The sequence below is a fragment of the Nostoc sp. FACHB-190 genome (genome assembly GCF_014696905.1).
Lineage (GTDB): Bacteria > Cyanobacteriota > Cyanobacteriia > Cyanobacteriales > Nostocaceae > Nostoc_B.
Genome location: NZ_JACJQW010000005.1, coordinates 49689 through 65027, shown reverse-complemented (window position 1 = coordinate 65027; position 15339 = coordinate 49689). Strand labels below are relative to the sequence as shown.

14 protein-coding genes are annotated in these 15339 nt (G+C 39.5%); 4 read left to right on the top strand and 10 right to left on the bottom strand.

The genetic code is table 11. The features are described 5' to 3' along the window. The first annotated feature begins 114 nt into the window (after window positions 1-114). The gene (locus H6G28_RS08175; protein ID WP_190670177.1) at window positions 115-1902 is read left to right on the top strand and encodes a hypothetical protein; all 1788 of its coding nucleotides are present in this window, start codon (window positions 115-117) and stop codon (window positions 1900-1902) included. 184 nt (window positions 1903-2086) lie between these two features. Here the strand turns inward: H6G28_RS08175 and H6G28_RS08170 are convergent, their stop codons facing one another. Continuing rightward, entirely contained in the window at window positions 2087-2494 is a 408-nt protein-coding gene (locus tag H6G28_RS08170) for a hypothetical protein (protein ID WP_190591581.1), read from the bottom strand. A 289-nt stretch (window positions 2495-2783) separates the two neighbouring features. Then, window positions 2784-3080 carry a YrhB domain-containing protein gene (locus H6G28_RS08165; protein WP_190591582.1) on the bottom strand — a complete coding sequence of 99 codons (297 nt, stop codon included), beginning with the start codon at window positions 3078-3080 and terminating at the stop codon, window positions 2784-2786. Between the two features lie 181 nt (window positions 3081-3261). Here H6G28_RS08165 and H6G28_RS08160 point away from each other — a divergent pair, with 181 nt between their 5' ends. The 3 genes from H6G28_RS08160 to H6G28_RS08150 all read left to right on the top strand — a co-directional run bounded on the left by H6G28_RS08160 (window position 3262) and on the right by H6G28_RS08150 (window position 5835). Beyond that, the gene (locus H6G28_RS08160; protein WP_190670175.1) at window positions 3262-3588 is read left to right on the top strand and encodes a hypothetical protein; all 327 of its coding nucleotides are present in this window, start codon (window positions 3262-3264) and stop codon (window positions 3586-3588) included. Window positions 3589-4303: 715 nt separating this feature from the next. Next, window positions 4304-4657: a hypothetical protein gene (locus tag H6G28_RS08155; RefSeq protein ID WP_190670173.1), complete on the top strand. Its 354-nt coding sequence runs from the start codon at window positions 4304-4306 to the stop codon at window positions 4655-4657. Between the two features lie 227 nt (window positions 4658-4884). Beyond that, entirely contained in the window at window positions 4885-5835 is a 951-nt protein-coding gene (locus H6G28_RS08150; RefSeq protein WP_190670171.1) for a class I SAM-dependent methyltransferase, read from the top strand. A 194-nt stretch (window positions 5836-6029) separates the two neighbouring features. Here the strand turns inward: H6G28_RS08150 and folE are convergent, their stop codons facing one another. The 8 genes from folE to H6G28_RS08110 all read right to left on the bottom strand — a co-directional run bounded on the left by folE (window position 6030) and on the right by H6G28_RS08110 (window position 15313). Beyond that, the gene (gene folE, locus H6G28_RS08145; protein ID WP_190591586.1) at window positions 6030-6683 is read right to left on the bottom strand and encodes a GTP cyclohydrolase I FolE; all 654 of its coding nucleotides are present in this window, start codon (window positions 6681-6683) and stop codon (window positions 6030-6032) included. A 254-nt stretch (window positions 6684-6937) separates the two neighbouring features. Next, window positions 6938-7978 (bottom strand): CobW family GTP-binding protein, encoded by a 1041-nt coding sequence (locus H6G28_RS08140; RefSeq protein WP_190670169.1) that lies wholly within the window; start codon window positions 7976-7978, stop codon window positions 6938-6940. A 353-nt stretch (window positions 7979-8331) separates the two neighbouring features. After that, the gene (locus tag H6G28_RS08135; RefSeq protein ID WP_190670167.1) at window positions 8332-9372 is read right to left on the bottom strand and encodes an ABC transporter ATP-binding protein; all 1041 of its coding nucleotides are present in this window, start codon (window positions 9370-9372) and stop codon (window positions 8332-8334) included. Then, the gene (locus H6G28_RS08130; RefSeq protein ID WP_190670165.1) at window positions 9369-10454 is read right to left on the bottom strand and encodes an iron chelate uptake ABC transporter family permease subunit; all 1086 of its coding nucleotides are present in this window, start codon (window positions 10452-10454) and stop codon (window positions 9369-9371) included. Before H6G28_RS08130 ends, H6G28_RS08135 begins: the two co-directional genes overlap by 4 nt. After that, complete coding sequence (locus H6G28_RS08125) at window positions 10454-11656, bottom strand: ABC transporter substrate-binding protein (RefSeq protein ID WP_190670163.1); 1203 nt, start codon at window positions 11654-11656, stop codon at window positions 10454-10456. Before H6G28_RS08125 ends, H6G28_RS08130 begins: the two co-directional genes overlap by 1 nt. A gap of 46 nt (window positions 11657-11702) precedes the next feature. After that, on the bottom strand, window positions 11703-12575 hold the full coding sequence (locus H6G28_RS08120; RefSeq protein WP_190670161.1) for a (2Fe-2S) ferredoxin domain-containing protein: 873 nt from the start codon (window positions 12573-12575) through the stop codon (window positions 11703-11705). A 45-nt stretch (window positions 12576-12620) separates the two neighbouring features. Then, window positions 12621-14678: a TonB-dependent receptor plug domain-containing protein gene (locus H6G28_RS08115; RefSeq protein WP_190670159.1), complete on the bottom strand. Its 2058-nt coding sequence runs from the start codon at window positions 14676-14678 to the stop codon at window positions 12621-12623. A 224-nt stretch (window positions 14679-14902) separates the two neighbouring features. Next, on the bottom strand, window positions 14903-15313 hold the full coding sequence (locus tag H6G28_RS08110) for a DUF1636 family protein (protein ID WP_190670157.1): 411 nt from the start codon (window positions 15311-15313) through the stop codon (window positions 14903-14905). Window positions 15314-15339: the final 26 nt, after the last annotated feature.

Genomic DNA, 15339 nt, shown 5'->3' with positions numbered 1-15339 from the left:
TTATTTTTGGCTATGGTTGGTTAAATTGTGCATCTGGATTCAAAGAACCCAAGCAATTCATTTACTTCCTTCAACGATAAAAAAACAATTATAGATAATAAGCGGGAACGCTCTATGACAGTGGCAGTCCAGCAGGAAGATTTACAGCTATTAGCCAGAACTTTGCAAGAACAACTTCTGGCGCAAGTTCCATCGGGTAAAGTCTTCCAAATTAGGTGTGCAGTCAACAAAGATGAGTTAATGATTCTGATTCAACATCCCGTTGGTCTCACGGTTGACACAGAACAAGTTTTTGAGGTTATTGAGGATGCACTTCAATCCTTACCAACCTACAAGGAGCAACGGGTACAATGTTTTATCAGAGTCACTAGTGAAAAGCTTCCCTATGCCAAGCGTGTAATAACCATCAAGCAAAGAGAAGAAAATTTAGGAATTTGGGAAAGTGAGGATGTTAACGGCTTTGGAGATTCGGCTGGATTTCCCGCCAATGCTTCATTCTCAGAGGCGGTAAATACTGATTCAGCATTTATCGCCGAAACTTTAGAAGATTCAGAACTCGAAACACCTTATGATCCCTTAGCGGATGCACCAGATTTAACTTCTAATCGCCGTAAACCTTTGTTAGTTTTCTCACCACTATTTTTAGGTGTAGGTTTGGTGGTGATTGTGGGTTTAGGAATTGGTGGTTATTTATTAAGTCAGCCTTGTGTGATGTCTGAGTGCAAAGAGTTAGAAGCGGCGATGCAACTCAAAACAGAATCTCGCCAACTGATGAATCGTGCAAAGTCAGAAAATGAATTAACCAGAGTTAAACAACAATTAGAGACAACCAGCGAAGCTTTGAATGTAATTCCACAGTGGTCTCCCCGTCATCAACAAGCTCAGGAACTCAAAACTACCTTGGCTACACAGTCCGACAAAATTAATCAGGTGGTTACGGCTTTGCAAGCTGGTGCGACGGCTGAACAAAAAACCCAAACCCCCACCAATAGTTTAGAAGAATTACAAGCCAGACAACATCTTTGGCGACAAGCGATCGTTCCTTTAGAAACAGTTAACCCCAATAGCGAACTTTATAATTTCATCCAGCCAAAATTACTGAAGTATCGGATTAATTTACAAACTGTTAATAAGCAGTTAGTTACTCAAGAACAATGGTTGAAGAAATTAACAGCCGCGAAGGGGGTAGCAAGTGTAGCAATGAAGTGGCAAACTTCTGCCAAATCTTTAAAAGACTGGCAAAAGGTACAGTCGACTTGGCAAGTTGCTGTTAACGCTTTGAATGCAATTCCGCCAACTAGTCCGGCTTATCCCCAAGCCCAAAAGCTGCTAATAGAATATAAACCACAGTTAGCGCGATCGCGCGATCGTGCCACCTTAGAACAACTAGCAGCGAAAAGCTACCTCCAAGCACTGAACATTGCCAAACAAGCCCAAGCCTACGAAAAACTCAATCAATGGCAAGCTGCGGCTGCATACTGGGAACAAGCTTTACAAACAGCTAAAAATATTGCTCAAGATAGCTTGTACTACAACCAAGCACAAAGTCTCATCGCACCTTATTCTGAAGGACTCAAGCAAGCCCAAACCAAAGTCCAACAACTAAATGCTTGGCAAGAAGCCCGCGTTGAATTAGCTCAAACTTGTACTAGAGAAATTCGGATTTGTAACTTTACCTTAAATTACACCGGAATTATTGTCAGACTCACCCCTGAATATGAACAAGTTATTCAAGGCCAATTGTCACCAGCTAATCCAGAAAATCCCACAACCACCAATGAAAATAGTCATTGGCAAGCTTTACAAGAAGCACTCACAGTCATTAGTGAGAATTCTAATTTACCAATCGTCGTCTACAATTCTCAAGGACAAGAAATTTATGTCCGAACATCAGGTGGTTAATTAATTTATTTTGACAATTTTTTAAGTAAGAAAATCATTCAAGGAACGCGATTTTATAAAGTCTGTGAATCTTTTACATCCAGCCTTTATAGTAGCCAGTGCTGCCTAACTTCCTTGCGAAGTCGAGCCTCGCAAGCTGGGGGGCTGGGGAAGCAGGGGAGGCAGGGGGAGAAAATTGCGATCGCTACCACGCAACAAGATAAAAGCGAGTTTGTTTTTGCACAGCTTTACGTAATATCAACTCCAAAGCACGCAAGTCCCACAAAAGCCACCATGCACCTTCAGGGCTTTTGTCAACTTGAGGATGGGCTAAAAGATATGAGAAGAGTTTCTCAACAGTATCAAGCCCCTGTTTTGGGTTATGCCACTGAGAATTACCTTGTAATTCTTCAGCCTCATCTTCATCATCCCCCTCATCTTTCATAAATGCACTAAGAGGAGTTATCCCCAGTTTTAATGCAATGTCTTCAAGTAAAACATCAGCTACAGGCAAGTTATTACCAAAAATCAGTCCTTCATTTTTTAAATCCATATCTGGGGGCAAGCTACAAGCACCCTCATCTTCAAGAATTACTGCTAGTTGACGAGACATGGCTTTCTAACTATCTTTAATACTTAAATTTAGTTTTCCCAACAAAATATGTATAAATCAAAGTTTTTAACAAGTTACCAAATATTATTTATAAGCCTGATGTCGTTTAATATGGGTTTGACGACATTCAAGGGAAAGCGGTTAAGATATAGCATCAGTTTCCGATTAGCTTGTAAAAATTGCTGTCACTCACTTAATTTTTTATTGCCATTAGCTTCATTACTCACCGTAACAAATTGCTTATAATAATTAATATGCTTTCCAAAATTATTACGTTATTTACTGTCAACTAAGAAGTCAATTTTCTTTTTTCTTCGTAAGCCTGTATACTTTCTTCAATAGTCTTTAAAAGGGTTAAGTAATTTAATGTTCCATCTTCTTTTTCGATAACTATAGGATAAAGACCTAATATTTTATAGCGTCTATCATTTGTCTCTACCCAACGCTTACCCTGATAAAAAAATACCCACCCCCATTGTTTCTCAATAGTTCTTTCATGTATAATAACCATCTCATCGCCTGAGACCGGTATTTCTCTTGTAATATACTCTTTTACTATATTTGCTGCTGTTTCCTTATCAAGCATATTGTTTATAAAAGTGATTAATTTATTTTAATATCGCAAATTTAGTAATTTATTGAATATTATTACAGCCATTTTCAGGTAAATAGACCACGCTGTAGGGGTAAGGCATCAGTAAGATTATTGTATATACCAGAAGTTTGTGGATGCTGTGCCGCTACCTGGGCTGCTGTGGTTCAATTGCATGAAAACTGCTGTAAATACAGAAATGTTGAAAACGACTCAAAAACTCTTCAACATCCATACTGAATTTTGTGCTGGGGGGCTGGAGTTAGTGTTCCTAAAAAAGATTGAGCCATTAACGCGCAGTAGAGATGCACAACACTGGCTCTCACAACCATTGATTTATCTGGGTGTGACCAGTGTTAGTAAGAACTCCAGGGTGGAATTTGCTTACTTTGAGTGCATTGTAATTATCGCTGGATTTGGAGCGATCGCACTCGCTTATCTAGGTCATTGTAATTATCGCTGGATTTGGAGCGATCGCACTCACTCATCTAAGGCATTGTAATTATCGCTGGATTTGGGGCGATCGCACTTACTCATCTAGGTCATTGTAATTATTGCTGGATTTGGAGCGATCGCACTTGCTTATCTAGGCCATTGTAATTATCGCTGGATTTGGGGCGATCGCACTTACTCATCTAGGGTATTGTAATTATTGCTGGATTTGGAGCGATCGCACTTACTCATCTAGGGTATTGTAATTATTGCTGGATGTGGAGCGATCGCACTCACTCATCATTGCTTATTGGTTTTACTTGTTTTTTGAGCGGCCATTGATATCCAGCTTCTTAAAAAACGTCAAGTCAAAGATGCGGTGATTTAAGCACAACCCCAGAAATAATACCTACAGCATAACTACCATACCGCAGTCGATTAATTATCTAGCTGTGGTTTTTGCATTTATTTACTTCTGATGCTCTAGATACAGCAGCTTACCAGCAAGTGATTACCAAAATACCAGCCTTAAAATCCCAAAGTTAAAAAATTATTAAAACTAGATTACTTTTAGAAAAATATGCCGGAAACTCTTTAGTAATACAGCAATTAAATAGGCTCAAAATTAGCACTCTAAGCTGGAGAGTGCTAATAAATAAGGAAGTTTATTTCCTCAGACATAAGCTCAAAATTATCTTTTTTTAGAGATGATATTAGACGCTTTTCAAGCATAACTTTCACCAGATAAATCTCCTTGTAAGTAGTAAATTATTGGGATGAACTCAATGAAATATACTTTCGATATTGTCGGTGTATCGCCCGTTTTGCAGTTTTTCAACCATCAACAACAGAGTATGGAAAAACCACAGTATGCAGGTGTGGAATACTTAGGCACACACATCTGCACACTCGATGCGTTTATAGCAACTGTCGAACCTGTACCCGCAAAATGGGGCTGGGATTTAGACCAAGTAGTAGACACAGTAGTTAAGTTTTGGGTAAATCATTCCGAAAGTATTCAATATTGGAAAGCACGTTTAAGTGATGCAGGACAAAATAATTTAGTTGTAGCCAGACTTGCAGATATTAGAGCTTTGCAAGCAGAATTTGAAACGCTCCTAGATAAAAATGGTTATTAGCTAATTCTCAAGGTAAATATTAAGTAGGGTGTGTTACGGCTATGTAAGGATTTCGGAATTTAGGAAAGTGATAGTTAGCCGTAACGCACCCTACCGACTGAGGTTAAATGACACAAGCGCCTTAAATTGGGGAAGTTAAAAGCAAGAATAGAAAAAACAATGCTTTTGAAAGCAGCAATCAAACTTAAAATAGGTATAGGCAATTATCGCTTCATTTCCTCAAAGTGATGAAAAATAAAGTCAAACCTGATTGGGCTGGTGAAAGCATACTCTCCAAGTTCGTTAATCTGCTAATCCAGACCAAACCTATTTACAATGTGATGAAATACCAAGCTCGGCAAGTATTAATCACAACAGCAGAAAAGAATGGGATTCCCTGGCGCAAAAACTCTGAAGCTTTACAAGGGCTGATGACAAAACAATTGTTAGGGGCAGTTACTAACCCAGGAATTGTGTATCCAGAATATTACAAAGTACCATTTCATGCTTACGCTGAGGGTAATCTTTGTTGGGAAGCGGCTTTTGAAGCGGAGTCAGCTACCTATGCTATGTCTTTGCGTGTTTGGCCGCAAGAAAACCTGACTTGGGAAGCGGCTCACGCCAGACTCAGAGGAACTTTTCATGATGTTTTGGCAGCTTACGGCCCTTTGGAGGTGAGGGAAATTTTGGACATTGGCTGCTCGATAGGTTTATCTACGATGGCGCTGCACCGTTACTATCAACAGAAACAAGAGCAGCCAATTCGGACTGTGGGTTTAGATTTGTCGCCCTATATGCTGGCTGTAGCTAAGGCGAGAGATGTCAATAATGAGGTTTCCCAATGGGTTCATGCTAAGGCCGAGAATACAGGCTTACCAGATAATTCCTTTGATTTGGTGACACTTCAGTTTGTGTGTCATGAATTGCCCAGCTACGCCAGCAAAGAAATTTTTGCGGAGGCTAAACGACTACTCAAACCGGGTGGTTATATTGCCTTGGTAGATAATAACCCGCGATCGCCTGTAATTCAAAATCTCCCTCCTGCTCTGTATACTTTAATGAAAAGTACGGAACCTTGGAGTGATGATTATTACGGTTTCGACATTCCAGCAGCCTTAGAGGAAGCAGGTTTTTCACCCACAATTGAAGTTGCTAGTGACCCTCGTCACCGGACAATTATCGGGAAAAAGCCTGCATAATTGCTGAGTGCTGATTTGATAAAAAATGTAGAGACAAAAAATTTTCTGTCTCTACATCACAACAAAACGTCTACTACAAATGAAACTTATACCAATTTAAGAAAAGAATGCGACCAATAGAAATCAGGAAAGTCTTACTGGAGCTAGATTTCTTAGTTGCGTTAGCGAGGAGCGAGCGTCATTGCGAATTGGTATTAGGAGTGAAAATTCACATTGTGTCGCACTAAATTCATAAACTCCTCACGAGTGCGTGCATCATCCGCAAACACACCGCGCATTGCACTTGTCACAGTCCAAGAACCGGGTTTTTGTACACCACGCATCACCATACACATGTGAGTGGCTTCGACTACAACCGCCACCCCTTGCGGTTTGAGTAAACCTTGTAACGCATCCGCAATTTGTAAAGTCAGACGTTCTTGGACTTGTAAACGGCGTGCATACATTTCACAAATACGCGCAATTTTTGATAATCCAATCACCTTACCATTGGGAATGTAGGCAACGTGCGCTCGACCGATAATCGGTAAAATGTGATGTTCGCAAGAACTGAAAATATCAATATCCCGAATTAATACCATTTCATTGGCATCTTCAGTAAAAACTGCTCCATTTAGCAGTTCATCTAGAGATTCATTATACCCTTTGGTGAGAAATTTCAATGCTTTTACAACACGCTTGGGAGTATCTATTAACCCTTCGCGGTCGGGGTTTTCTCCTAATCCAATTAGCAATGTACGTACAGCCTGCACCATTTCTGCTTCTGTAACAGTTGGCAATTGCTGAGTAGGTAAAGATGACACTACTTGAGTAGTACAAGTAGTATCGGGACGAATCGATAGAGTCATTGTTATTGGTTTAATTGGGATAAATTTATCAATTAGTTAATAGTTTCATAGCCAAATATCACTATTAACTAATTTTGATAAGTAGGTGGACACAATTATTTAGAAGACGCATTTCGACTTCTCCCCAAGGGAGACGCTACGCGAACGCTCAATGCTCGGTAGCCTTACTAACAGAGGGTTGAGTGTAGTCGAAACTCGTTAATTTCAAGTTAATTTTAATTGAGTCTTTCTACTTAATAACTTAACAATATTAACTATAGCAAACATTTGTGAAGTTGTGTATAGATTTGTTTGCTATCCAACTTTCTACCGATAAACACTAGCTGATTTTTGGGTGTGTTTCTCCATTCATCAGCGTGTAAGTTGTAACGTGGCCCACTCAGTTGAAAAATATGGCGTAACTCGCTATCGCTAAACCACAAAATGCCTTTAGCACGAAATACGTTTTCTGGCATTTCTTCTGTGAGAAAGTTTTCAAATTTATTTACATCAAAAGGGCGATCGCTCTCAAAAGCAATAGAGACGAATCCATCATTTTCTAGATGATGAGAGTGATGTCCGTGATGATGATGGTGATGATCATGGTCGTGATCATGATGTTCGTGGTGTTCATGGTGTTCATGTTCATGATCATCAATATATTCATGTTTAGGTGTTAAACCAACACCTAAAATCAACGGTAGTGGAACTTCACCAAATTTACTGTGTATAATTCTCGCACCATCTTTGACATCATGAATAAATTCTTCTACCTCTCGAATTTTTTCAGTAGTCGCTAGGTCAGTTTTATTCAGGAGAATCATATCACCATAAGTAATTTGTTTTAAAGCTGCTTCACTATCAAAGTGTTGCGGATTAAAAGCCTCGGCATCCACGACTGTGACAATGGAATCAAGGTTAGTTAAATCTCTGAGTTCTGTTCCCAAAAAAGTTAAGATAATTGGTAATGGGTCAGCCACACCAGTCGTCTCAATTACCAGATAATCAATGCGGTCTTCTCTTTCTAACACACGATAAACAGCATCAACTAAACCATCATTGATAGTGCAGCATATACAACCATTACTTAACTCGACCATATCTTGGTCTAAAGAAACTAATAGTTGGCTATCGATATTAATATCGCCAAATTCATTAACTAAAACGGCAACTTTTAAATCATGTTTATTTTTGAGAATTTGATTGAGGAGTGTAGTTTTACCACTACCCAAAAATCCTGTAATAATTGTTACGGGCATTCCTTGTTTGGGAATATCAAAACTAGGATTGGTATTTGGTGCTGTTAGTTGGGTCATAATCGTCAGCGTTAAAAACGAGTTGCTACTGAGTTAAAAAAGGCAGGAGGCTGATGAGAGGGGTATTCAAACCCGCTTCTAGCATGAAAGTGCTGAGTAACGCCCTTTCATACAAGGTCATCGGAACTTTCCTCTTCCTTACTGAAGGGCAGTTAAAGAACTGACCAAATTAAGCTATAATGATAATCGTTATCATGTTAGCGCAAAAGCTGTCCAAATTGCCAAGGGACTTCCACCTTCAAAACCAAAGTTTTTTTGTGGGATTGAGAGCAGTTGCGTGCGGTAGATAGCTACTACACGGAACTATCAAATCATTGCTTACTCATAAATGATGTATCTTTTGAAAAATGCTTTTATAAATAATCTAAAAATTTCATTAATTCATATAATGAATAATATGAATACAGAATTTGACTATTTTTTGTGATTCGCCACAGCAGTTGTTGAGAGTTTGATATAACCTCTACTAAAATTTGTGTTTGATTTACATCTCTGTTCCAGGAGTAATTCTCATATTGTTTAACCCTAAACCCTACTCTTTGTAAAGCACGAATAGTCCACACACTGGCGACATCATCACCAATAACATGAACTTCTCCCTTGACTGGGGTATGTAAATGAAACTCACCAGAAGTAGCATCAAACTCTACACCTTCACTTTTGAAAGTATCAGCAAAAGCACCACTTAACACCAAATCTTCTGGTGCGCCAACCTGTAAAATTCCCTCAGATGTTAATAACCAAACTTGATCAGCAAGACGCAAAGCTAAATCTAAATCGTGGGTAGAAAGTAAAATTGCTTGCTGATTTTCTCGTGCTAACTGACGCAACAATTGCATAATTTCCACCCGTCGTGGTAAATCTAAAAATGCCGTAGGTTCATCCAATAACATCACTATCGGCGACTGCGCCAAAGCACGCGCAATCATAATCTTTTGACGTTCACCATCACTGAGTTCGCTAACTTGACGCGCAGCTAAATGTAGCGCACCCACAGATTTGATCGCCCAATGTATAATCGCTTCATCTTCAGGCGTTAACCTTCCCCACCAGTCCGTATAAGGATGTCGTCCCAAACTCACCAGCGTATAAGCTGATAACATTCCCACATCAACCCTTTCCGTCAACACCAAACTCAACCGCTTGGCTAAATCCTGCGGTGCTAACTTGTAGATATCATCACCCAAAAGCCGCACCTCCCCCCCTAGAGGTGGTTGCATTCCGGCGAGCGATCGCAGTAAGGTAGACTTACCCGCACCATTGGGCCCCAATAAACACACCAATTCCCCAGCTTCCAGACAAACAGAAATATCCCTCGCCACACACCGCACATTTTTGCGGGATGTTTGATAACCGATATTCAGATTATGAGTAGTTAAAATCGCATGATTCATGATGGCAAGGATTTTTGGGAATTACGCCGCAGAATTACCCAAGTGACAACAGGAGTTCCAATTAAAGCCGTAATTGCATTTAAAGGTAAAACCATCTGACTTACCGCCATTTGGGAAAATAAATCAGCCACCAAAGCCAATATTCCCCCCATAATCATCACCCCAGGGATTAAAATTCGATGATCGGAACTCATAAATAGACTGCGACACAAATGAGGAATAGCCACACCCAAAAATGCGATCGGCCCGCAAAAAGCCGTAATTCCACCCGCTAAAATAGAAGCACTACTAATAATCGAAAACCTAGCTTTCTTCACCGTTAATCCCACACTCCGCGCGTAAGCTTCCCCTAATAACAGTGCATTTAAAGATTTTGATTGCAACACCGCTACCAATAAACTGCAAACTATCACCGGAATTAACACAATTAACTGTTTCCAAGTCACCCCAGCGAAGCTACCAAAAGTCCACATAATATAACTTTGAATCCGTTCTTTAGAGCTAAATTGCAACAAAATACTCACAATTGCACTCGTAGCGTAGCCAAACAATAAACCCAAAATTAGCAGCGTCATCGTCTCTTGTACTCGACGCGCCACCACTACCATTAAACCCAGAACAGAAGCCGCACCAAGACTAGCAGCTATCACTAACCCAAAATCAGTAATAATTCCCAAATCATTTAATAAAGTCGGTGTCGCCACACTTGCAGTTAACACCACCAAAGCTACACCCAAACTTGCACCAGAACTAATTCCTAACACAAAAGGCCCCGCCAAGGGGTTTTTAAACAGAGTTTGCATTTGCAACCCACTCACACCCAAAGCCGCACCCGCTAAAGTTGCAGTCACAGCTTTCGGAAGTCTAAATTTCAGAATAATATTTGCCCAAGTTGCTTTTTCTGCTTCTTGTCCCAGTAAGATATTAATAACTTCTTGAATAGGAATAGACACAGAACCTAAAGCCAAATCTAGTAAAAATGCAACAATAAAACCGACAATTAACATTGAAAATGCTAAAGTTCTGATAGAAGTAGATTTAAAGAATATTAATAAATTAGTCGGCAGATATTTAAGTAACATTATTTGCTAAATTTACGATAGTAAAACAATTGATGATTCGGTAATATTTCTGGATGCAGGATTTTAATTAAATCTGCAAGTACAATATCCGGATTACTAATTCCCCCTTCCCAGTAATCATTACCACCATTACTATTCACACGCCCATTGTTATTATAAAGATTGCCTGTCTTGACGGCTTCAAAATCAGCATAGCGGCTATCCTCTGCGATTAAATCCTTGATACTTTGCCAAGCTTGGCTAAAATTCAACCAATAATCAGCATTAGCTGCCCGTTCTAAAACTACTTCAAAAGAAAGCGGTAAACTACCATTAGATTTATCATCACTCCAAAGATAATTTCCTCCAGCATCCGCCAGATATTTAGCAACATAACTATTACCACCTGGCATAAACCAAGTACCTTTAAAGTTAAAACCAACAAATACACTCGGACGGTTTTTCACAGATTGAGCTTTTGCGGCTATTTGTGTATATCTATTCGCAATTTCATTAAATATCTTTTCTGCTTTGGCTTCTTGGTTAAAAAACAAAGCCGTAAATTTTAACCATTCACTTCTCCCCAAAGGTGTATCTTCCATATACTCAGCATTTATCCCCATCTTTAAACCAGCTTCTGTGAGTTTGCTATAACTATCAGTTTGGGAATTTCCTGTACCGAAGGTTGTGACTAAGTCAGGATTCAATGCTAATAACCTTTCTATGTCTACATTAGAATTATTGCCGACTTGGGTAATATTTCCGGCTTTAATTCTCTCAACTACTTCAGGTGTATTGACTTGATTAATATTACTCACTCCAATTAATTTATCAACTACACCTAATTTAGCTAAGTGGGGTAAATGTGTAGTTGATAGAGAGACTATAGAGTTAATGGGAACTGTAATTACTTGCGCCTGCTTAAATTCTTGGGGTGTGGGAGTTCCACATTGGACTAAAACATATTGAAACTGAGTTTTGGCATTTTGCCAAGGGTTTTTGATGGTGACGACTTTGTAATGTTTGTGATATTCTACCGTCAAACCTTTGGCGTGGGTGATTTTGATTTTATTGGGGAAGTAATCTTGACTGGGGTTATAGTTGGGGGTGCAGGTGTTAGTTGATGTGTGAATTGTCGTGTGATGACAGGCGATGATGAGGGTGGCTATGAGGAATAATTGACAGAGGAAAATGATTGGTTTTTGGTGGGGGAGTTTTATCATTTTTATCTCACGCAAAGGCGCAAAGACGCAAAGATTTAGAGGAAGGTTAGGGGGTTTCGGGTGGGTAGAGGTTTTCGGTAATTTTGTTACCTTTAATGAGGTGTTCGTTGACTATATTTTCGGCAACATTCGGGTTAACGCGAGTGTACCAAGTTCTATCATTGGAATAAAAAACAACTGGGCCGAGTTGACACACTTCTAAACAGCCTGATGTTCTAACTTCGATATCTAAACCTGCTTCTTCTACTGCTGATTTTAAAGCATCAAATGTAGGTTGCCATTTGCGGGAAGGTAGACAGCGTGTAGAGGTACAAACGGAAATATAGGAATGTTTGAGAGGATTTTTAGTAAAGGGTATGGGTTTTTTACCTAACACATAAATCTCTCTTAAATCTTGATAAAGAGCTAACTTATCTAGATTTGGTTTACCCTCCGGTAATAAATTTTCCCCATCTACCAAAGGATTAGGTAATAAAATCGTCATCAATTGTTCATTCGCACCATTCCAAAACTGAATCCCCCAACTTCTAGGATTTCCTTCTGAATTAAACCGCCGATAAAAAGCCGCACGGGAAACTAAACGTTGCTTCCTCACCTCCACAGGAGTTTTACACAAAGGCCCGCCAAAATTAGTATCAATACATAAATGTAAATGCCAACCCTCAGCCGCTACCGTCAAATAGCCATCATAGAGAATACAAAGCTTTGGTGGTGCATTAAATTCCAATTCTAAAACACTACCTTGAACAATATGAGCAATCCCAACCTGCTGCCAATTTTGTTCAAACAAAGTATAAACTAACGATGCTAAAACATCACTCCCACAATCAAAATATTCATACTCAACAAACCCCCCCGTAGCTAAATCTTCCTTAACTACCTCATTAACTGGTGTCACCCAACAATTAAACTCACTCATTTCTAACTCTCCTCTGCGCCTCTGCGCCTCTGCGTGAAAAACTCTTTAGAACCGAGAACTCAACCCAATCTGAAAAATCCTCCCCCCATCAGGAAACCCAGGAAACAACTGATAACGCTGATCAAACAGATTATCCAAACTCCCAGTTAAAACCAAACTATCACTAATCGGCACACGCATCTTCAAATCAAAAGTCGTATACCCCGAAAGAAATTCCGTATTAATATTATTAGTGGGATACCCATTTAAAGAGTTCATCAACACCCCCAAATACCAACCTTGAGGATTTTCATAAGACACACCCAAATTTAATTTATCTGCACCTGCAAATCTTAATTCCTTATCAACCTCCGCCGGATTAGCACTTTCTAAAATACGCGGATCATTCGCCGTATAATTCACAAAAGCATAGACATTCCTCGCCAACTGTAAATTTAAAGAAGCTTCAATTCCTGTAGTTTGTACCAAACCGATATTTTCCCAAGTTCCTGTATTTCCATTGACAGGCGGTGTGAGTCTTTTAAAGGCAATTGTATCAGAAACACGGTTACTAAAAAATGTCAACCTCAGCAAGCCAATATTCCCTAACTTTTGGTCAATTCCCACATCAAAACTATCCCCTTTTTCTGGCTTGAGGTTAGGATTGCCAATATTAGTCGGATTATTATTAAATAAATTCGCTATGGTTGGAGCGCGGAAGTTTCTGATATAGTTGGCTCGGATTGTAGTTGAATCTGATACCGCTAACTTTGCTCCTACAGATGGCGAAGTAAACGAACCATTCACCAAACTACTAAAATCTTGCCGTACTCCTAAATTCATACTAAAATTAGGAGAAAAATTAATTTCATACTTACCAAAAATTGCCCCTTGACCTATAGCATCATCATAATTTTCTCTGGTGATGTTTGTCCCATAATTAGATGTGGTGTTGCGTACATTGGTATTACGATAATCAAAGCCATAAACTAAAGTCTGATTATTGGCAACATTCCAATTATGGGTAACTTGAATACCATAGGAATCCTGTTTGGTATCAAAGCGATTTTGAGATGTAATTGCACCGCTACGATTATCAAAACGAGTGTTGAGAAAGTCAGCGTAAACTCTCGCTGTTAAGAGTGAATCATCGCCGCTTCCTAATTTAGAGTTCCAGGTTAAATCGGTGAGAACTTGGTCTGTGTATTTGCGATTATTATCAGTGAGAGAGTTAAAAAATCCCTGTCCAAATTGAGGTACAGGAATGGGTACGCCTCCAGGTACTCCCTGTTCTTTACCTAAATATAAGGTGGAGAGGGTTAAGGTGTTACGTTTTCCTAAATTTGCTTCTAATTTGACATTAAAGTTATTAAAGAGTGCGTCATTATTCGTTCTTGTCCCCTCAAAGTTAGCTTCAGGAATACGAAAGCGATAATTATTTTGTGCTTGAGTCCGGCTATATCCAACTACCCAAGAAATATCACCGGATTTTCCACTATTTTGAATGCTTTGTTGGTTCAATCCATAGGAACCAAGATTAACTTTAGTTTCTGTGGTAATTTGCTCTGTAGGACGACGGGTAACAATATTAATTACCCCACCTATTGCATCTGAACCATAAAGAGTTGAACCACCTCCGGGTAAGACTTCGACTCTTTCAATATTGTTCGTGGTAAATTCTGACAGGTCAAAACCACCGCCACCTAGATTATTAATTGGTCTTCCATCAAGCAATATTAATACTTGACCAGTATTAGAACCGCGAATAAATTGACCACTTAAAGCGTTTACTTCTGTCCCAACAGTACCGTCACCTAAAATACCAGGAAGAAATCGCAGTGCTTCTTTGACAGTTCTTGCACCTTGCGCTTCCATTTCTTCGCCAGTAATCACATACACCGGACGGGTGGAATCTTTTACTGTTCCCTCGCGGCGAAAAGGGGAAAATACAGGTTCATTGAGGAGTTTGTCAATAACTGTGAGTTCAATATCTGGTTCTTTTTCTTCTGCTTGTGCAGTTTCTGTGGCGATGATGCTGGAATTTTCCCACAGCATCCCTGCGGTGATAGTTACGCTGGAGACGATAAGTTGAGTTCCCCATCTGGCGATAAATTGATTACGCATTGGTAATTTCAGCCACCTGTATAACTAAAAAATTTTGTTGTCACTAAAGATTTGAGGTTTTTGCAAAAACTCTCAGCCAGGAGGCTATTTTGATAATGATTATTATTATCATGCTTATGGTGCAATTTGCAAGCTAGTTTCTCAGTTTGTAGTAAGCACTTTAGTGCTAGGAGTTTTAAGGACTAAAGTCCTTACTACGAAATTGATAAACTACTGGTGTTGAATTAACAGCAATTGTGATGTAATTTTGCCCATTTACTGAGGGGTGGGATTTTGGCTAAGATGCCTCTTTTTAAAGCTTCTGGACGTTCTGACCAAGGTAGTAACCCATCTGGCTTACTGTAGTATTGAGTGGCACATTGCAGGATGGCGGATGCATTGTCATCAACTGCTAAGTTGCCAAAAAGATAGGTGAGTTTCGCTTCTGCTTGGAAGGCGACAACGCAAGCATGACTGCAAGCACTCATACATTCAACACCTTGAATGGAAAATTTATTTTGCAATTCCCAAGTTTGTGCAAGTTGTTGTAGTTGTTGTAATAGCTGCTGTCCGCCACTTTCACCAACCCGCTTGCCATCTTGCCACACACTCGCACAGGTTGTGCAGACGAATAAAGTATGTTGTTTGTTGTTCATTAATTTTGAAACATTGCTGATGAAGA